The 19362-nt window shown below is 59.1% G+C and carries 13 protein-coding genes; 5 read left to right on the plus strand and 8 right to left on the minus strand.

Going from position 1 to position 19362, the window contains the following annotated elements; genetic code table 11:
* Position 1: 1 nt before the first annotated feature.
* From pglZ to AC0L2K_RS02360, 6 genes are all read right to left on the minus strand, one after another.
* Complete coding sequence (pglZ, locus tag AC0L2K_RS02335; protein WP_473530491.1) at positions 2-2506, minus strand: BREX-1 system phosphatase PglZ type A; 2505 nt, start codon at positions 2504-2506, stop codon at positions 2-4.
* Positions 2506-3402 carry a hypothetical protein gene (locus AC0L2K_RS02340; protein ID WP_473530492.1) on the minus strand — a complete coding sequence of 299 codons (897 nt, stop codon included), beginning with the start codon at positions 3400-3402 and terminating at the stop codon, positions 2506-2508. Before AC0L2K_RS02340 ends, pglZ begins: the two co-directional genes overlap by 1 nt.
* 271 nt (positions 3403-3673) lie before the next feature.
* On the minus strand, positions 3674-6055 hold the full coding sequence (pglX, locus tag AC0L2K_RS02345) for a BREX-1 system adenine-specific DNA-methyltransferase PglX (RefSeq protein ID WP_473530493.1): 2382 nt from the start codon (positions 6053-6055) through the stop codon (positions 3674-3676).
* Positions 6055-9600 (minus strand): BREX system P-loop protein BrxC, encoded by a 3546-nt coding sequence (gene brxC / locus AC0L2K_RS02350; protein ID WP_473530494.1) that lies wholly within the window; start codon positions 9598-9600, stop codon positions 6055-6057. Before brxC ends, pglX begins: the two co-directional genes overlap by 1 nt.
* Positions 9601-9605: 5 nt before the next feature.
* On the minus strand, positions 9606-10214 hold the full coding sequence (locus tag AC0L2K_RS02355; RefSeq protein WP_473530495.1) for a DUF1788 domain-containing protein: 609 nt from the start codon (positions 10212-10214) through the stop codon (positions 9606-9608).
* Complete coding sequence (locus tag AC0L2K_RS02360; RefSeq protein ID WP_473530496.1) at positions 10211-10816, minus strand: DUF1819 family protein; 606 nt, start codon at positions 10814-10816, stop codon at positions 10211-10213. Before AC0L2K_RS02360 ends, AC0L2K_RS02355 begins: the two co-directional genes overlap by 4 nt.
* Positions 10817-11123: 307 nt before the next feature.
* Here AC0L2K_RS02360 and AC0L2K_RS02365 point away from each other — a divergent pair, with 307 nt between their 5' ends.
* From AC0L2K_RS02365 to AC0L2K_RS02385, 5 genes are all read left to right on the plus strand, one after another.
* Positions 11124-11351 (plus strand): hypothetical protein, encoded by a 228-nt coding sequence (locus tag AC0L2K_RS02365; RefSeq protein ID WP_473530497.1) that lies wholly within the window; start codon positions 11124-11126, stop codon positions 11349-11351.
* Between the two features lie 245 nt (positions 11352-11596).
* Positions 11597-12931 carry an integrase gene (locus AC0L2K_RS02370; RefSeq protein ID WP_473530498.1) on the plus strand — a complete coding sequence of 445 codons (1335 nt, stop codon included), beginning with the start codon at positions 11597-11599 and terminating at the stop codon, positions 12929-12931.
* 606 nt (positions 12932-13537) lie between these two features.
* Positions 13538-13894, plus strand: coding sequence for a hypothetical protein (locus AC0L2K_RS02375; RefSeq protein ID WP_473530499.1), 357 nt, complete (start codon positions 13538-13540; stop codon positions 13892-13894).
* Between the two features lie 100 nt (positions 13895-13994).
* Complete coding sequence (locus AC0L2K_RS02380; protein ID WP_473530500.1) at positions 13995-16679, plus strand: DUF5906 domain-containing protein; 2685 nt, start codon at positions 13995-13997, stop codon at positions 16677-16679.
* A gap of 879 nt (positions 16680-17558) precedes the next feature.
* On the plus strand, positions 17559-17945 hold the full coding sequence (locus tag AC0L2K_RS02385; protein WP_473530501.1) for a hypothetical protein: 387 nt from the start codon (positions 17559-17561) through the stop codon (positions 17943-17945).
* Positions 17946-17947: 2 nt separating this feature from the next.
* Here AC0L2K_RS02385 and AC0L2K_RS02390 read toward each other — a convergent pair whose 3' ends face one another.
* Positions 17948-18205: a hypothetical protein gene (locus AC0L2K_RS02390; protein WP_473530502.1), complete on the minus strand. Its 258-nt coding sequence runs from the start codon at positions 18203-18205 to the stop codon at positions 17948-17950.
* Positions 18206-18213: 8 nt separating this feature from the next.
* Complete coding sequence (locus AC0L2K_RS02395) at positions 18214-19305, minus strand: tyrosine-type recombinase/integrase (RefSeq protein ID WP_473530503.1); 1092 nt, start codon at positions 19303-19305, stop codon at positions 18214-18216.
* Positions 19306-19362 lie beyond the last annotated feature (57 nt).

The raw sequence follows: 19362 nt of genomic DNA on the forward strand, positions 1-19362 counted from the left end.
CTCAAAAGTCGAAATCACTCGTGAAGCTCCGGCGCAAAAGATAGCGCATGCTCCGGTACTCCTTGAAGTGGGACGTTCCAGCGTGCTGCTCCTCGAGCCGCAGCACGACTTCCTGCCCGTTGAAATCGTCGGCCTTCTTCGACAGCAGGAATCGAACTGGCATTTCCCTCTCTCTGGGATTCTCGGAAGGGAAGTCAAACAGGAGATCGTGGCTGTCGGAAATCAGCTCGCCGGCACCGCTGTAGATGCCCGCCCGCAGCCGCCGCGGCTGTGCCTTCTCGGTGACGGGGGTCGACTGATAGAAAAGCACGGAAATCTGGGCGGAGGTGATCGTCTTGTTCGAGCTGGCGACGATCTCAACCTCGACCGCTGACAGGTCGCTCTGCCGCTTCTTGTTGATCTTCAGAACGGGGATGATCACCTCCTGCAAGGAGGCGCCGCCATGCACATAACGGCTGCCGGATCCTTTGAGACGTAGCCGGTTGATGGATTTCGGGATCAGCACCTCGAGGTCACCCTCAAGACCGAGGGCGGCAGGCTCGAACTTCCGGAGGCCGGATTGCGCTACGAGACCTTTGCCCAGCACGAAGCGGCGATCCTTGAACAGGACGGGATCGCCCGCGACCTCAGCTCCCGAGAAGTCGCTCTCCTCAATCGGGCGATGCTGGTAGATAAAACCGTGATCGGCAGTCAGCACGAGATTGCTGGCATTCGCCGCCGTCAGCTTCTTCACGAGCTTGACCAACTCGTCGAGGGAGTCTTCGACAGCCTCGAAGACCCGTTCCTCCGAGACCATCTTGTCGCCGGCCGCATCTATGCGGTTGTGATAGATGTAGACCACATCGTGATCGCGCAGCAGGGTCCGGGCCTCGTCACCCTTCATGGGCATCACTTCTTCGGCCTTCAAGGCGGCAACCCGGTCGCCCGCCCGGCCGCCCTCGAGGATCTTGCGACGGTTTACGAGTCCTTGGGAACTGGTTCCGTCGACCAAGACAATGCCTGTGTCATCGCTGGCGATCCGGATTTCCTTGTTGGGCAGCAGTGACGCCATCCCGAGCTGCGTGTAACTCGGAAGTGACGCCAGCGCCGGCTCGATCTCGGCGTCGTAGCGGTCGAGGCTGCGGATGCGGCCGAGCAGCTCTTCCCCGACCTCGTATCGCATGGCGTCTGAAACCACGACGCAGAGCTTCAGGTCCTTGCGTCTATAAGGGGCGACCTGCGCCGCGTAGAATTCTCGCTGGCGCATGATGGGCGGCGCTTCCCATCGTTCAGCGGCGTCTATGTGTTCCTGCCAGCGGTCGTTGAGCTTGAGCAGGTAAGTGTTGACGTAGAGGTTCTCGATCCGTTCGAACAGGTCGCCCATCAAGGATGGATGCGCGGAGCGCTGCATGTGAAAGACGAATTGGCGATAGAGCTGGTCGATGCGGAACCAGGAATGGGCGTAGCGCCGAGCCCCGTCTGACAAGGACTCCATGTTCAACGTCGCCTGGGCGACGGACTGCAGGAAATCCGCTGCATGTCCTAGTGCCTGATAGAGGTCGGCGAATTCCTGATACCAGTGGCTCTGTCGCCGCTGGCGTATCCAACTGACCACGTCGGCATGAGGCACCGTTTGGGCGCCTACCTCGCGAACCAGGTTCCGGATGATTTCCCGGTCGATTTCCCGGAAGTAGTCGAGTTCCACCAGTGTCCGGAAGTCGCGCCTGGCGAGGTCAGCCGGAATGGCGAGAGCGTCCTCATATTCTGCAGACAGTGTTTCAAAGGACTCGGCCGCATTGCGGTTGTTCTTCCATCGCCGGAAGAAGACCAGCGCCTCGGAGGAGAGGCGCGCATCCGACCCTACCCCGAAGGCATAGCAGGACTTGAACAGCTCGATTGCGAAATCCGGGACCGACGGATCCTTGGCGCGATAGCCATAATGCCGGCCCATCTGCTCCCACAAGAATTCGTCCAAAGCGAAACGGGATATCAGCCGTAGCCTGTCGTCCTTCTTCTCCGCGTGCTCGGCCAGCAGGTTTTCGGCCACCGCGTCGAAGGTCGGGTCAGCGTTGGCGCAGACGGCCAGCATCTTCAGGCGGAGGGCGCTTGCCGTGTCGTCGGGCCTGAGCAGTCGCTTTAGCTGCTCGATGCGCTTTGCCGCGCGGAAGAATTCGCCATGCTTGCGGACGAGATCCGAGAAGGAGATGCCGAGACCCAACTCGGACAGCCAGTTTGACACCTGGTCCATGCGAAACTCGCCGTTGGCAAGCTGCAGGTCCATCAGCCAGTTCTCGAGCCGTTCTGGCTCCGGTCCTTCCTTGTAGAGCAGAAATTTCTGTTTCGGCGCCTCGCGAAGGATTCGGTGCTTTAGGCCGAACTCGTTGTTGGCGATTTCCACCTTCTCCACGTCAGGAATCGAGACGACTTGAAACGCGTCGCGGAAGCTGAGCTCCGCGTCATACCAGAAGACGATGCGGTGCTTTTCAAACTGGGCCTTTAGACCAAGCGTAATGCGGTCCTGCATCATCAGTCTTCCGAATCGCCAAGGCCCTTGATGGGCTTCAGGGCGCTGCCGAACCTGGCGTAGTTCACCTTGACCCCATCATCGAGGTCGATTTCGAGCCGGCGCGTGGCGAGCGGGAAAAGAACGTTACGCTCGTATCCGTCCAGTTCATCGATGTCGCGGCTGGTGCTTTCGATCTCTTTCAGCGCCTTGACCTTCTCGGCCTGTGTGGATGCCGAGCTGATGCTGACGGCCTCCAACTGGCTTCGGTGCGCGTCCAGCTTGCGGCGGAACTCGCGCAGGTACTCCAGCACCGTGCTGACCGTGTCGGAGCGGTAGCGATGCATGTAAATCAGGGCGTTGAATGTGCCCTTTGGGCTGGAGAACAGCCAGTAGATCGGACGCTTCCTGTAGCGCCGGACATGGTCGTCGTAGAAGTCGCGGAGGAAGAAGCGGCGTATGTCGTTGCCCAGCGCGGCCTCGATGAAGGCTAGGTTCTCGGCAAGACGTTCCTCGCCGAATGCCGTGCGCAGGAGCTGCCGGAACCGGTCAGTGATGTCGTCAGCGAACCAGTCGTCGTCGAGGATGGGGATCACATTGTCCTTGTCCGGCGAGAAAGTCCGCTGCGGAACGCGCTTCAGATAGTCCTCCAATCCTTCGCCCTGGTTCGCGAGAATCAGACCGGGGGCATCGAGGCTGTAGCGGCCGAACATGCATCCAACGGCGTAAGACAGGAACTCGCGCATGGTGTCGGTGCGCAAAGCGTTCTCGAGCTCGGGCTCGGACTTATTGCCGCCATACCGATAGGCGGGGTTGCAGGCGAGAGTGATTCCTTCCACCTGAACCTCAGGTGTCAGTTCGTCCTGCAGGCGGTAGGCGTCGATGAAGACGCGGTTGTTCTCTTCTTCAAGGCGATTCATTGCCTCGACCATGCCCCGCCAATAGGCGCGGAGGCGAGCATAGGTGCCTTCAAGTGTCTCGGCCCGATTATTCGGAGCGAGCAGAGGGTGCGTCAGGAAGTCCCATGAAGTTTCAAATGAGTCCCAGTCTATTTTCGCAATGGAGGAGCACTGGCTCGATACATCTTCAACGTTGGATGGCATCGAAGCGGGTACGGGTATTCCTTGCAAAGCAAATAAACTGAAGTCAAGAGTTGGCGCCAGCAACCGTAGAAAAGTAGAAGAGACACAACTATTCAATAGCGATGCGATCCCATTGCGTGCGAACGAATCCTCTCTTGGGAACACACACGATCCCTTGGTGTCGAATATAAACCCCTGATCGCAAAGCCTTGCTGCAAATTGCCCATCTGATAGCGACGAGTAAGACGCTTGGCTTGAAGTAATATGCACGATTTTTGATGACAAATTCAGGGTCGGATATTCGAGGATATTTTGAGCGAACGAGATCGATAAGAACTCGACCATTATGTTCGTACCTCACGACGAAGTCGTTGTGGCCATACCACCGCCTATCACCGCCGCCTTTGTTGTATGGAAACCAATGTTTCCCTTTTGCCACCTCGGCGGTAGCGGACGGTGCCCCTATCACCAATTCGTCGAAAGACAGTTCAGTCCAGCGCCTCAGGAATGTCTCGTTGTCTGTTGTGGCCATGCCCTGCCGAAAGTCAGCGTATGCGCCGAGAGAATCGAGCGAATTGAATGAATCTAATTCACTAGGCGTGATCCAATAGACGATTGGGGAGCCGGGCACCTTCTCAAACGTGGCTCCCGAAGCAAGGTAGCGGCACGGGGCATCAGCAACATTGGCGGCTTCACGTGCTAAGATGGCCTTGGCCTGCTCGCCAGGCGCCTTCGTCAGGTCCAGGTAAATCCCGTATCTATCGGCAGCGCTTCCATTGCACATGACAAATGCGGTTGCCGATACTACTTGGCCGCCGATCGATTCAAATGCGCCTGAACCTAGATGGGCCATTGTCACAATTGGAGATGAAACTAACAACCGCTCTCGAAGCTGCTGATACTTCGACCCTGACATCCATGAATGCAGGGTAATCATCCCAACATACCCGCCTGGCCCTATCATCCTAATCGCGCGATCTAAGAACATACTATAAAGATTGTACCGGGAGGTTGGATAGTTGCCCTTAACGCCATCTTTCAGAAGACGAGAGTAATACTTGTCACCCATGTACGGTGGGTTGGCCACCACGATCTGATAATTCAGGCTGAGATAGTCGGCCATCCGCAACACGGTCTGCACTCTGGAATGCACGTCGCGGAGGAACAGGTTGCCTTCGAACCGTTTGCCCGCGACCATCCGGGCCACCTCGGCCACATCCTTCAGCTTCGGCATGATGAGCGACCCGAAGGTCTTGGCTTCTGCAAATCGAACGAGGGTGTCGCGTAGGTCGGCGGTAAACAGGTCACGCCCTACGGCCGCGGTGTATTCCGCCAGTTCCCCGTCCTCGAAAGAAACATTCTCCAGTACGCAGATATTCGGCTGCGCGGGCCGCCGAAGGAATCGTTTCCGCTGCCCCGTCGCCTTCATTACCAGCGCAAAGGCCGCCAGCGCGCCTGCCCGCTCATCGATTTCGATGCCGTAGAGATTGTGCGTTAGGATCTTCTCGGGGATTTCCGCGGGGTCGAATCCTTCCTCCTCGTAGATCGCGTAGAGCAGGTCGAACGCGTAGGTCAGCATGTGACCCGAGCCGCAGGCCGGATCGCAGACCCTGATCTCCTCGGGCGAGGCGACGTGCAGGAAATCCTCGGGTTCCTCCGACGCGATGTAGTAGTCCATCTGCGCGGCAAGCTTCGAACCGGGACGGTTGAGCATCCAGAGCCGGCCCAGCGAGTTCTCGACCAGGTAGCGCACGATCCAGTGCGGCGTGAACAGCTGTGTGGCGGCAGGAATGCTTTCAGGCGTGATCTTCTGGTTCTTTTTCAGGCCGGCGAAGACCTGGTCCTTCTTCTCCGAAATGTAGAACTGGTAGAGCCAGCCGATGATTTCGACGTCGCGACATGCCTCCGCCGTCATTATGTCGCGCATGCGGGCGAGGATGTTGTCGGAGGAGAGTAGGTCCTCCGGCATCAGCAGCTCGGTGTAGTCCGCGATCTTCTCGAACAGGAACGGCATCGTCTGATGCCACTGGTTGCAGTGGGCGACGAGGAGGAGGCGATAGGCTTCACTCTGCGGATCGCGGCTCGGCCTGCGCCCGTCCAGCAGAGCGGCAACCTCCCGCCGGATTTCTTCTGGCAGGTCCCCGTCGATGTGGCCGGCTGCAGCTTCGGCAAGGATTTCCGGTCTCGTCTGCCCTTGGCCGGGAGACAGCACGCCGATGCGCGTGTAGCCGTTCACGTCCATGAAACGCAGGGCAGAGAAGCGGTTGAACCACGTGTAGGCAACCCGCTCGATCACCTGCTCCTTCCCATGTGCGGCGACTTGCCCTTCGAGTTCCTTCACGGCTTTCGGAATCTCGCGACGCGCGGCACTGCCGTCGGCGAGCACGTGATCGAGCTTGGTCGCAACCTGCTGCATGAGCGTCCGGCGCGCTGCCTGAGCGAACTTCTTCAGGCCGGACGTGTCGAGCTTTTGAGGCGTAGTGGCGTCCATCAGACAGTAATCCTTTTGCCGCTCCGGATTTCGGCGAGCAGCGACTTGCGCATGGATTCGAGGAAGGAATCGACGTCGGCCTCGGTTTCGAGGAATGCCTTGTCGAACGGGACGGAGAGCGACGTGTGTGCGATGAATGTCACAGGGGCCTCGATTTTCACGCCGGGACCGTTCTCGAATCCTTGGGCTGCGCCACGATCGTCATCGTTCGCCGCACCCGCCGCCGTCCGCCTGGAGGGAGCGGTTACCCGTGCGAGAAGCTCTGGGTACAGCCTCGTCCGGAAGTCGCCGGCCCGCTCCCGCACGACGGCGATAAGCGTGGCCGTGCGCAGAGGCGTCAAGCCGGTCTCGGCCTCCGAAAGGATCTCTTGGCGCTCGTCTTCGGGAAGGGCGGCCAGTTGCGGAAGCTCTCTCAGTTTCGAGACGAGTTCCTCGATTTCCTGGACGGCAGCCGTCCGCTCCTGCGCCAGGTGACATTCGACGATGCCGCGGGTGCGATCGAGGCCAGCCTTAAGCTGCTGGATGTTGCTGTTCCGAAAGCAGGCAGGGTCATCAAGCACTCCCTGTATGGCCCGAGCCTCGACGCCGCCTGCATAGGCGAGGTTCGCCTCCTGCTCGCGAAGGAATCGCCTAGCATCGTCGTAAATGCCGTGCTGGGCGCCTTTCATGAACTTCCGGACGGGATCGAGAACGTCCTCCTTCATGTCGAGCAAGGAACCGACCTGTGTTGGGAGGTCGGTCACGTACCAGCCGTAAGGTTTCCCGACTGTCGGCTTCAGCGCTTCCAGGATAGGCTCCAGGGCTATTAGGAACGGGTATTGATCCTTCTGTGACAGATAGCCTTGGATTTCCTGTAGAGTCCGCTGGAAAGCCTCGGCAGCCTCCTTGCCGATGACGCGCGCGTCGGTCCCGGACGGCTGCGTGTCGAAAAACTCCGAGTAGAATTCCTTCAACTGGCGCAGCTGGGCCTGCGAGAATTCTACCTGCGGTTCCAGCACGATGTTGCCGTGGGCCTGCGTGTTTTTCAGCGTTCGCTCGAGCGTTGGCCCTTCGAGCAGGTTTCCGTCGGCGCGAGCCTCGATCTTTCCGCGCGCGAAGAGGCTGGCGAGGTTGCAGAGGACAGCGGCGTAGGGCCAGCCATAGGGCTTGCGCTCGAACCGTTCCGTAACGGCCTTGACCGTGGTCCGGACGCCGGTGCGGCTGTTGGCTTGGATGAAGTTCTGGATTTCCTGCTCGGCTTCGCTCAGTCCTGCGGCATCGTTCCCGAACAGTCCGTCTTCCGCCTGCTTCAGGAACCTGCTGAGGTCGTTCTCCGAGTACTGCACGCCTCGGAGCATGCCGAGATTGACGTGCACCTTGTCAACGAGAACCTGGAAAGCTTTCATTACCCGGAGCTGGGCATCCTCGGCGCGTATATCGATTTCATCGCCCCGGACGAAGAGCCGGGCTTCCGACAGCAACGCCTTCAGGCGGCTGGTCAGGTCGCGGTGTCGCTGGGCATTCTGGGCGCCCTTGTCGCCGATGATCCGCTCGACGCTGGGCTGCAGTGCCGTCGCCCGGTGTTGGCGCACATACTTTTCCGTGCGCTTGTACATCATGATGTCGGTCATCAGCCGCTCATCGGGCTTCAGCACGACCGCAAGCTCGTCGCGCGACATGCTCTGCATCTTTATCGCGTCGGGCTTCCCAACCTGCTCGTGGAAGGGCGTGTAGAGGTTGATGGAAAGCTCGTGGTCGCGACCGGTCAGTCGGTCATCGAGTCGCCTTGCATATGCGTAATCGTGTCCGGTCGCCTCATGGCGGAGCTTTCGCGATTTGACGATCCCGTCAAACACCAGCTGCTCGAATTCCTGGGCGACCTCGGTCAGGTCCACCTGAACTGCCTTGATCTCCTGCTCGATGTCTTTCTCCTCATCCGTCAGGAACTCGAAGAGCTCGCCGTTCCGCTGGATGTAGGTCTGCTGCTCGAGGACGTTGACGGCTTCCTCTACCTGCTTCCTCAATCGGGTCAGATCCTCGTCGAACTGCCGCAGGAGTAGAATGCAGACATTGCGGAGCGTCGGCTTGAAGGGTCGGACATATTTGACGAGGAACAGGGCCTTCAGGACGCGCACAGCGAACGGATTGTCCAGGTTTCGCTCGGCGATCTGGATTGATTGCTGCACCCCTGACTTCAGCGCCGACCGAATGCCTTCGAACATCATGTCGAACGGGGCAATGCCGCCGAGTTCGAGATCGGCAATATGGACCGCGACGTCCTGGAAGACCCCTAACATCGACCTTTCGCCAACGGAGCTGTGCCTTCCCTCGAAGGCGTTGTGCTCCGACAAGGCCTGGATGGACATCTGGAACAGCGCGTACTGGTAGGGAATGAAGGGATAGCTCTGGATAAATTGATCGCGGTCGGCAAAGTTCCGGAAATGGATCGAGCCGTCGGAGAAGTCGAACAGGGTTTTGAAGTTGCCTGACTGCTCATGGAAGAGGTCCGACAGTGCGGTCACTCCATCCTCGGTCTTTTTCAGGAGCCGCTTCTGGATGACTTCGTCGGCATTGGCGCTGGTCAGGGACATCCGGTTGGCGAAACGCGCCTGGATCTTCGAGAAGTCGTTTTCCTGGCGCTGGGTCAGCTCGCCGATCACGGCGCGAATTTCCTGCTGCGCGGTGATAACGATCCAAGCCCGGCCACGGCACTTGGTGTTCAGGCTTTCGGCGATCGTCTGGAGGTTGGTCATCAGCTTGACGTTGTCAGCAATGTACTGGCCGACTTCGTCGACGAAGAAATTCAACCGGAACTGCGGTCCCTGCCGGTCAATGTACTCCTTCACCTGGCTTGCGAAGTCCTCGATCGAAACCTTGTAGTCGGCACGGTATTTTCCAAGGATTCCCTCGGCCGCCGATGCGTCGGCGCCACTTGCCTCCGAGTAAGCTTTCGTGATGCTCGGGCCCTCTAGCAGAGCCTGTTCCCGGCCGCGCTCCCACGTCTTCCCGGCGATGCGCTGGTATGCGGCCTTGAAGCCAGCGTATTGATCTCGGCTATCGAGATCGCGCTCAAACTGGGCGACATGGCCCTGTTTCCCATAATAGCCGCACATCTCGTCGAAGACCTTCTGGAACACCGCCAGCAGGGCATCGACCTGGGTCTTGGTGATGACGTCCGCCTTCTGGTCGATATTGAAGAGAATGCTCTTCGAAGGAATCGAGACTGCGCGCTTCAGATCGGCGCTGAGAATTTCATTTTCGGTTGATTTCTGCAGGAAGATGTCGAGCGCGGGAGTCCCGTCGACCACCCTGTTCTCAAGGATCAGGGCGAGCATCTTCAGCAAGTGCGACTTGCCCGAACCGAAGAAGCCGGAGATCCAGACGCCATTCGCCGTTTCATAGTTGTTATAGGCGTCGAGAAAATGCTCCAGGCGCTTCTCGACCTCGTTGGTGATAACGTACTCCTCCAGCTCCTGGCGGAGGCTCGCCTCGTCATCGGCCTTGATGACCCCCTCAATCGCGCGGTCGACAGGCTTCTCGAAGATTTCCTTCAAATTGATCGCCATCCCCGTCACACCTCGTAGTGAAAGATATTGAAGGCCCGGTAGTACTTGTCGTCGTGCAGCAGCCCGAAGAGGTCAAGGGACGCCCCGGTTTCCAGGCTCTGTGTGTATCGACCGGGAAAGAACATGACCGTGGGCTTTTCCTTGGCCGTGCTCTGGAGGTTGTTCAGAACGTTGTGGGACCTGATGTAGGGAAAGACCTCGCCCACGCCCGACAGGAAGAGGACAGAATGATCCTCGGATTCGATCCTCCGGCCGATCTCCGGCACGAGATGGGCTTCCGGATCCAGGACTCCCTGGAGCAATTCCTTCAGTTCTGCCTTCGTCGCCGAAGATTCCAGCTCGAGAACCTGCTCCCAAATTCCCCGTTGTTTCAGCAAGTCGATGGCCAGGTCGTAGAGGCTGACCTCCAGGATGACAACACCGCGGTTGGCAAGCTGGTTGATCAGCTGGCCGCGCTGTTGCTCCATGGAAGCGGCCTCTTCAGGGGCATACGGGCATATGAAGAAAGGAACTTCGTTCCCCAATCCCTGTCTTTTGAGAAAGCGCTCGCTCGAAATCACCTTCACGAGGTGTTCGAACCGCCGTTTCGGCGATGCCAGTTCACGCGACTTCATGCGGGCGACCCGGATGCGCCGGGAAAGAAACGCAACTCCGTGGGATCGTGTGCGACGATCAAGTCCTGCAGGGCAGGGGAGAGCAGGGTCCTCATGATCTGCCCGGGCGGCGAGACGAGATCAGCCTCACGCAGCATCCGGAACAGAACCTGACGAAGCTTCGCGCGGGTGGAAGGTTTCAGTTCCGCCAGTTCGGGGTGCCATTCCGCCTTAGCGTCGAAGAAGGAATCGAAGTGGTCGTATGCAAGCTCCTCCTGGAACCTGGCATATCGCTCCTGGAGAACTTCCGATGCGAAATCAGCGATAAAATCGTAGGTGCGGCAGATCGCCAGCCATAGGAGATGACCCTGTTCATGTCTGCTGCTGCGTGTGAAGAACTCCAACTCATCCATATGCAACGACCGGAGCCGGGCAACGATCTCGCGGATAGTGCGCCGGGCCGAACTTTGTGTCCGGAAGGAGAGGGACTGCAGCGCCTGCTCGGCAGCCTGCGACCAGTCGAACCGGTCCTGATACGATCGTGCCAGCAGGATGGATTCGTCGAGGAACAACGATCCAATCGAGAACGACAAGCGGTATGTGGCAGGTCCTGTTGAGAGCATCGAGAGGTATTACACTTTGTTTGGGCGCCGGGCATGCAATATCCGAGCGTTAATCCCGAGCCAACGGCTCGCGACGGAAGGGACGGTCACGTTTTGATCTGTGGCTGCCTCCCCGCGGGCCCGGCTCGGACACCGAATCCCGTCTACCATATTACCGATTTACGCCGAGGTGCCAACTTGATCGCTGCGACCGATATTTTGAACAGCCCCAAGGATCTGATAGAAAAAAACCGCTGAGTACGATGGTTCGCAAGCTCCGCAAAATAACGAAACTGACAGAACGCCCCGTAGGCGAAAGGAACACACCGTGGAACGACAGGGACCCGAACTCCCGCCCTACGATGCAATTGAAGCTGCACTACTGCTGTTCCTGGCCAAGCGCGGCCCCATTCGTCCTGCTGACGTCTATACTCCGCTTGCAGAGCAGTTTGGATTGACCCCTATGCAGCGGCGGACAACAGACAAGCTGAGGATTTGGCAGCTATCGCAGTCCGGGCTTGAATATGCTCGTGTCATCGACGATTTAGACATCTAGCGTGACAAAAGTCTACAGGCGCCGCCTGTAGCGCAAATGAACCGAGAAAATTTTCACCGTTGTTTGCTTACCCCAGCTTACCCAAGCGCTAGGCCCGACAAGGCAGTTTGGTCATAAGTAATTGATGTTATTGGCGCACCCGACAGGATTCGAACCTGTGACCTCTGCCTTCGGAGGGCGATGCAGTGCGGGATTGCGGATAACAGTGACATCCTGAAACCCTTGTGTTCCGGCGCTTGGCCGTTATGCTTATCACAGTCATCCTCGAAATCTATGTGGGACGTTCTGTGGGAAAGCGATCTTCCGAAATTGACAGCCCGTCGAAGCGGGGCCGGTTGGCCGCGCGTAAGAACCCTTATTGGATAGGCGTCAGCGGTGGCCGCGGCGGGGTGAGCCTGGGCTACCGGAAGCCAGCTCGTGGCCCTGGCGTTTGGATCGGCAAGATTGTGGCCGAAGGCAGCCGGACTGAAGAGCGAATGGGGGAAGCAGATGATGACGGCGCAGCGCACGGCGCCCTGACATATCGGGCGGCCGTCACTGCCGCACTCGAATGGAGCCGACGCCAGTATGAAGCCAATCGGTCAGTCGAGATTGGCACCGGTGGCCCGACTGTTCGCTCGGCCGTGGCTGCTTATGTGGCCGAACGCAAAAAACGATCGGCGCGCGAGGGCGGAAATGCAGAAGGCCGCTTGACCCGCCATGTTCTCGCCGATGATGAATTCGCCGGGACGCGGCTTTCGAAGCTTCGGGCGAGCACGATCGAGGATTGGCGAGCCAGGCTGTCGATCCGCGGCCAGACTGAAGCGGCGACCGAAGGCGGCCCTGAGCCGATCACACCCTCGACCGTCAACAGGTTGCTCAACGATCTGCGTGCAGCTCTCAACGCGGCAGCCGAACGCCACCGGCGCGAGTTGCCGGCCCATCTTCCCATCGAGATCAAAGTGGGAACGCGCGCGCTGAGCGTCACCGGCGACGCCCGCAAGCAACTGCTTACCGACTCACAAATCAGGACGATCGTGACTGCTGCGTTCGACGTCGACGCGGACTTCGGCCGTCTGGTCCTGGTCGCCGCGGCGACGGGCGCGCGCCATTCTCAAATCCGGCTGCTTCGGGTCGGCGACGTGCAAGTCGAGCAGCTTCGCCTAATGATGCCAGGATCTTCGAAAGGCCGATCTGCGAAGGCCAGGCCGTCGGTGTCGGTTCCCGTTGCTGCCGAAGTGATCGACAAGCTGCAGCCGGTGGTGGCCGATCGGGGTGCCGACGAGCCACTTCTAGAGCGTTGGGCGTACCGCAGCGTCGGGCCCATAAAATGGGAGAAGGACCATCGGCGCGCCTGGGGACCGGCTTATGAGATTGATAAAGCTTGGGTGGCAACCGTCGCGAAGGCGGGCGTTCCGGGCGACACTATCATGTATGCCTTCCGCCATTCGTCGATCGTTCGCGGCCTCAAGGCGGGGTTGCCCGTCCGACTGGTTGCCGCGCTTCATGACACCAGTAGCGAAATGATCGAGCGGCATTATTCCGCTTACATCGTAGACGCGACGGAGGAAATATCGCGGCGGGCGGCCTTTGCGTTATGATTTCGACATACAGAATAAAACGACATACGTTTTGTAAAAATCACAGATAGGCTACCAACATTTCTAACCAAGACCAGTTTAATTAGTCGAATTGGTTGACAAAGCGCACGATTAGTTTAGCTTACGATTGCGTTGCATTGGTTTTTTGTGAATCTGATGAACTGGCTGGCCCGGAGTGGCGCGACGCACCCTTCCGAAAAATGAGCGCGCAGCGCTTCGTTGAAAGGCAAGTCAGATGGCAGTCCAAGCTGCAGCAGCGCCTCCGCGCGCTGATCGCACCAAAACCCCAAAGCCCGAAATCCCATGGCGCCAGCGGCCGTTCCTTCCGCTTGTCGCTGCTGCCGAATTGCTCGGTTTATCGCCCTCGTCGCTGTATCGCCTCGAGGCCGAAGGCAAACTGTCCTTCAATAGGCTCGGCGGCCGAACTCTCGTTGCAGTCGGCAGCATCGTCAAGCTCATCGACACCGCGGACAGCTGGACGCCATCCGACAGGGGAGCTGCGGCACGTGCGAAGCGCCAGGAGCGTGCTCGCGCAGGGTGGGAAAGTTGACGGCGGCGTCGACGTCACGGGCCGAACGTCGCCGCGCTGCGAAGTCTGCGACCGGCATGAGCGCGCCGATCATCGCTCAAATCCGCCCCATCACCGTCGAAGAGATGGTGCCCGGCGAGCAATACGATCCTGGGTATTCGGTCTTCGTTATGGAGACGCTACCGGTGTTCGGGCCGAGTGGTAGGCAAAAGTTCGGGTTCCAGTGTCAAGTGTGGCTGCCGCCGGAGCATCGAGAGCCGACAGTCGCGAACATGAAGATAGCAATGGGTGTCCTTCGTGAGATCGATCCGAACGCCCGCCGGATGATCGACAAGGTTGCCGCTCTATCGCGCGACCCACGGTCACGCAGAGAAGCGGTGCGAATTGGGATGATAGAGGGATATATCCCGCCAGATCGCGCACCAGCGCCTTAGAACTATCCTGCCGACGACCGAATCGACTGACACGAATAGAAACGAAAGCCAGCTGCCGCAGGAACGGCAAACTGGCTTGAAAAGTCGTATCGGAAACAAAATGAACCATACGGTGAAAGCGCCTGTAGCGCAAGCTCTTACCATCGGCGATCTGTTGGCCAGACCCCGGCCCGGCGCAGCTCCAGAACTTTTTCCCGACGTCGTGCCCGCAGAGCATCCGCCTGCGGAATGCGTCTCCTTTACGGTTGTGACCAGTGGCGAGCGCCTGACCAAATTATTTGGCCCGGACGCTTCGGGTCTGCCAGTTCAGAAGAACGCCCCCGGTGTGCCGCGCCGTGCGACTGCCGATCGGAGGACCGTGAGCGGCGATAGCGGGTCTATGGCGGCAGAATTTGCGTCGGTTCTGACCGCGCTTACCGTCAATCAAGCGCTGGTGCTGGCCCCGCCGCCCCCAGGGAAGGATTCCTGGACCGTTGTGCCTATGCGGGAGGTCGGACAAAACGAGCACTCGATCGCGAAAACCAAAGCGAACTTTCCCGCACCGACGGGGCCAGCGCTCATCGGCCTAGACCTGGACATTAAAATCTGGCCGAAAGATTTGCGTCAACGTGTGGCCGCCCACGGCGACTTGTCTCGTGCTTTGCGGAGCGTTTTCCCGCCCTTGGGTTCGGCCACATATGTTCACCGGGCTTCTGTCTCCGCAGGAATCTTCAACAAAAGGACCAAGAGCAAGACGGAAGACTACTCGGGGCAGCATCGCTACTATTTCGCGCGATCGGGCTCAGATGTTGAGGGCGAGGACGGCTTTGCGAGTCGGTTGCGCGATCATTTAGTGTTGGCCGGTTTGGGCTTTGGTGTGATCACTGATGCCGGCAGCGTGCTCGTGAAGACACTTGTCGACAAGTCCGCTAGCCAGGATTACTCGCGCTTCTGGTTCGAATCTAGTGCTGCACTGGATTCGCCAGATCTGCAGCATGATCCTGCGGTCCGTGCTCCGAAGATTGTCAACCCGCACGGCGGCTTGCTCGACACCGGGCTACTGCCAAAACTTACCCGAGCGCAACGGGACGAGCTGGACGCCGTAGAGACTAAGATTCGGGCCGATCTGGAGCCGCAGGCGGCGCCCGTTCGTGCGCGCTGGCGAGCCGACCGCCAGGCAGCGCTTGTAGCCAAAGGCGTACCTGCCGACCGGGCAGCGAAGGCGGTTGGCCTTGCAGTCGAACAGCATGTCTTGCCCGAAGACTTCGCCCTTGATTTCGATAACGGCAGCTCCGCCACCGTCGCCGAAATTCTGGACAACCCGGCACGCTATCACGGCCTGACCGGGCCGGACCCGTTCGAGCCGAATTATGGCAATGGACGAAACTTGGCCATCCTTTATGCGGAGAGCAGCAGCGACGCTCGGATATATTCGCACGCTCATGGAGGCATCCACTACCGGCTCGTGCGTAGCCCAGCGCATTGGTTTCAGGACCCCGCAGATATCGATCGACCTATCGAAAGCGAGGCGCCGACTGATCCGGCTACCATTGCCGTTCGCCGGTTGAACGAACGCCATGCTGTGGTCCGACAGGGAGGAAAGGCTCTAATCATCACGGAAGCCGACGACGGCGAAGTGTCTTTCGGGACGGTCGCGAATATCCGCGACTGGTACGCCAACGACACCATCATCCAAAATAAGAAACCGACGACTGTCTTTGAGGTTTGGTTACAAAGCCGGCAACGCCGCCAATACGAACAGGTCGTGTTCGCACCCGAGGGCGGGCCGCCGCACAGCTTCAATCTGTGGCGAGGATTTGCCGTCAAGCCCGAAGCCTCGGGCTCCTGCCGGCTCTTCCTCGATCATGTGCGCGACAACGTCTGCGGCGGCGATTCTGATCTGTACGCATGGGTCGTTTCGTTTTTCGCTCAGATGGTGCAGCGGCCGGGCGAGAAACCTGGCGTGGCATTGGTGCTCCGCGGCGGCCAGGGCACTGGCAAGTCGATCGTAGGCAAGTACGTCGGCGCCCTCTTCCCAGCGCACCATGTGATCGTTTCGCAGCCTGACCACCTGACCGGCCGTTTCAACTCGCATCTGGAAAGAGCCATTCTCGTCCAGGCGGAAGAAGCTTTCTGGGCTGGCGACAGGGTCGCGGCCGGTGGCGCGTTGAAGGATCTCATCACGAGCGATCACATGAGAATCGAGCGCAAAGGCATCGACACCATTCAGGTTCGAAATAATGTCCGGGTGCTGATCACCACGAATTCCAAGTGGGCCGTGCCTGCCGGCGTCGATGAACGACGCTTTGCCGTGCTCGATGTTGCCGACCACAGGAAGCAAGATACGAACTACTTCGGCGCCATCGCCGCCGAGATGGCCGGCGGCGGCGGCTTAGGAGCGCTTCTGCACTTCCTGCAGTCGTTCGATTTGGGTTCTGTTGATCTCCGGCGCATTCCAGCCACCGAAGCACTGCTTGACCAGAAGCTTGCCAGCCTCGAGCCGTTGGAGCGCTGGTGGGTGGACAAACTTCAAAGAGGGACTTTCCAATATTCGGAGGGCTGGCCGGAAGAGATTAGCAAGTCCGATCTCTACGCAGACTACGAAAGACCCACAGCGAAGATTGCGCGGCCAATGCACGAAGCGGAGTTCGGCCGTTCAATCCGTCGTCTTTGCCCAGGGATCGGCGAAAGCCGGCCACGGAAGGGAGAGGCGCGCGTCCGTGTTTTCAACCTGCCCGAACTGTCCGTCTGCCGTGACGCCTTCAGCGAATTACTCGGAACGCGTCTCGATTGGGAGTTGAACTGATGCAGAACAGCGTTTTGCCCGGACCACTTGGACCAAACGTGGACCGCGAAGCCCTTACGTTTCAAGGCTTGGTCCAGGTGGTCCAAGTGGTCCAAGTAAAAAATGAAATTGATATAGAACGGAAATACCGTCGTATCGACATACACGAGACACATGCACGCATGTCGTGTGTGAAACGAATTTGCCTTTTTGACCCGGACCACCTGGACCACTTGGACCAGCCCATATATTTCAATGGGTTAAGCGGTCCAGGCGTCGAAAGGCGGTTGGACCAGCTTGGACCGGACAAGAGGTCCGGTGGTGGCGTGGTGCGCCGACGTCAAAACACGATACCCCATCAATACCTATCGCGGAAACGGTCGTGAGACGCGCCGGCTTGCACAAGGTACCCGGTGGATGGCGCGGCAGCTCGGCACAGATCGCCGTCGCAACGGCTGCGATTAAGAAGTGGAACCGCACCCGACATCTGCAACCCAAGTGTGGGGCAGCGCGTAAACGGGACTATGAGCCCTGCCAAAATCTCGCGATGGAAAACAGCCGGTGCTGGCGCCATGGGGGTCTCAGTCAGAAAGGGGATTCATGGCGAACGCCCCGGTGGCCGGATCCTGGATCTCCCGTCGCGATGAAGAAATTGAACCGAAAGCTCTCCGATCTCCAACGAGCAGCGGCAAAACGCGCCAAGCGCATCGCCAGAATGACGCCGGCTGAACTCGCCGCTTATCAAGCCTGGCAGAAATCGCATCAGCCAGGCTCAGCCGCGGCTAGAGCCCGAACGCGTCGCGAGCGGAAGGACGCGCAAGAGGCGCGCGAACTGTTTTTGAAAGTCGAACGAGAAGCAGAGATCGCAGCCGCGATCCGAGACGGAAAAGGAGTTTTCGCTTGACCAAACCACGGGAAGAAACACCAGAACAGGTTTTCGAGCGTGTCAGCCTCCGCCTGCGCACACGCGGGCTCATCGCTGCTGTGGATAGCTTGATCGCGGTGGCTGAAGACACAAAGGCGCCCCCGCCGGCTCGAGCGACTGCCGGCACAGCGCTGTTGCGGGCGAATGGGTTGCTGCTCACCGACAAGGCCACCAAAGCAGGCGGTAAGACGCCTGCCGAGATGAGCCCCGACGACTTGGCAAAAGCTCTCGACAAGCTGAAGCGAGAACTCGCGGATCGGCACGAAGGTGAGACGGATCGCGGCGACGACGGTGACGGCGGCGTTTTGCGGGATCTCGCGGGGCGGCGATCCGGAGACGATGCCGACGGCGTTTTCGACTGACGTCACGCCCAGCGCTGCGAAGCCAAGTTCCACAAATGGCGCCACATCGGCACGGCCTCGCATCGAGCATGCTTGAAAAACAGCAGCCGTCGAACTTCCGAAGCGCGTAGCTCGCATTCGAGTTCACGACCGGTTAGGCCCGAATCGGCAGGCATTCTGCTTGTTTGGGGCAGCGCTGCGTTCTGGTCATCCCGGACCAGATAGAAGCGATCGCCCATGCCGATGTACAAGACCAGGGCGCCGGCGGCGATTAAGACCATTCGCAGCCTCATTTGGGTTTTCTTGATATCAGGTTCACCACTTCCCGCAGGTCCTCCGGCTGGTGCTTGGCATACACGCGTTCAGTCATCAACGGCGAATTGCCGAGTATTTTTGCGATTTTGAATACAGGTGCACCCCGCCGCGCCATGATGGTCGCCGCCGTGTGCCGAAAAACGTTCGCTGATATCCCAGTGGCCTGCGGTTTCTGATGGCCTTTCGCTTTTTTGCTTTCATCCGCCAGTCCGGCTGCTATCGCGACGTGTTGAAGCGCGGCCCACACGTCGCCTTGATTGTCGAGCACAAACTCGCTGATACGCTCCGCATAAGCCCTCTTAAGTACCGGTAGCAAGGCGTCGGAGATCGGGACCGTGGCTCGCCGCTTCTTGGTCTTGCGCCGACCCGGCACGTCAAGCTCAATAACGCCAATTTCGAAATCGACCCGATCCCAGGTAAGATCAAGCAATGCCTGTTGTCTGGCGGCTGTTTCCAGGGCGAGCGCGATAAAGCGCTCAACGCGGGAGAGCCGGCGCGAAGTGCGCCCGCCCTGCTGTTTTCGCTGCGCCCTGGCGGCCGCTTTGAGCCTTTCAATTTCGTCGTCTCGCAGCCAGCGCTGGCGCGGCTGTCCGTGTTCGGGCAGTTCCAATTTCCGCACGTACTTCGGCGGCACGAATCCCCGATCGGCGCAAAACCGCAGGGCGGCCAATATGTAAACCAGCTCACGCAAGACGGTCGGCGGTTTCACCTTCCGGCCTAGCCGGCCGCTGGTCCGCTTGGCGACGTATCCATCGATAGCATCTTGGTTCAGATCGGACGCAGGCAGCGAGCCGAAATACGGCTTCAACTGTTTCCAGGCGAGGTACGCGGACTCCGGCGAAACCAATCTAACGGCGACGTGCTTCTCGCAGTAGATCGTCCAAATCTTCGATAGACTAGGAACTGCTACCGGCCCGCCCTCCAAGAGGAACGCGCCCAACACTTTTCTAGCCCGGTCGACATCGTACTCATGTGTGGTCACACGTTTGCCGACGCGATTTTCAGTCCAATGCACGTACCAGATCCCGTTATCGGCGCGTTTTAGGTAGGGGGTCGACTTCGCCACGAGTGAAACCAGCCATTACAGACTGTGTGATATTGCCAGAACATAAAGGATCATTCA

It is taken from the genome of Mesorhizobium sp. WSM4817, from assembly GCF_055811135.1.